Source organism: Nostoc sp. UIC 10630 (assembly GCF_010747425.1).
Classification (GTDB): Bacteria; Cyanobacteriota; Cyanobacteriia; order Cyanobacteriales; family Nostocaceae; genus Nostoc.
Genome location: NZ_JAAGOG010000464.1, coordinates 1 through 892 on the forward strand (window position 1 = coordinate 1; position 892 = coordinate 892).

Consider the following 892-nt stretch of genomic DNA (forward strand, 5'->3'; position numbering starts at 1 on the left):
GGTTAATCCCATATTGAGCCTGCATCCTAGCCGCATAAGCCGCATCTCGCTCAAGTGACTCTTGGCGTTTGCGTTCCCTCTCTTCTCGTTGCCTTTGCCGATACTCTAATACCTTCTGGGCAAACTCTACATCAGAAGTATTCAGCCGATAGTACCTAACGCGCTTACCATCTTCAAGCGGTCGCCGTGATTTAGTGGACAAACCCAGTTGAGAAAGATACTGCCCCAAAATCCACACAGGAGACTCATCAAGGGGAATAGTCAGGTTGAGAATGCCTTTAACGTGAGATGCGTTGCGTTTAGAGAACTCGGCTAAAACCTGAATCATCGCCTCGTCCCCTTTAATCTCAACCCCAGCCATGAGATCCATTAGCACCGCCCTCAAGCCCAGCCGATGACGCATAAGCCACGCGGTAGAATGGTTACTCCAGTCGGTGCAGATGGCGAGGCGATCGCGTTCCGACTTATCGCGTTCCACCACAACAGAGGGCGGTGTCACAAACTCTCGCCCAAGGTCGTCATCGGTAATCATTTCCCCAGGGTCAGCTAATATTGCCTCCAGTGCGACTATCTTCTTAATTAACCGCCCAGAGTCATCTTGCTCAACCAATTCAGGAGTAACACTCATCCCGTAAGTATCCTGTATGCGGAACTTCTCACACTCCAAAACCTCTTCTGGCTTGAGGTAGTCTTGGTGCTGCCTAGCCGTATAAGTCTTTCTATCAATATCTTTGGCGTTAGCAACTTTGCGGTAATACTCCTCATCGATGGCAATACCTGCCGCTTTCATCCACCGGGAAGCCCCCTCATCGGTCGCATCACCCACAGGCGCAATAGTATTGCCCATTTCTTCTAGGAGCGATCGCAAATCAGCCCGTAAATTATTAATCGA

The 892-nt window shown here is 50.0% G+C and carries 1 pseudogene; it reads right to left on the reverse strand.

Going from position 1 to position 892, the window contains the following annotated elements:
• Window positions 1-892: pseudogene (locus G1O98_RS38400) on the reverse strand (bifunctional DNA primase/helicase); the annotation flags it as partial.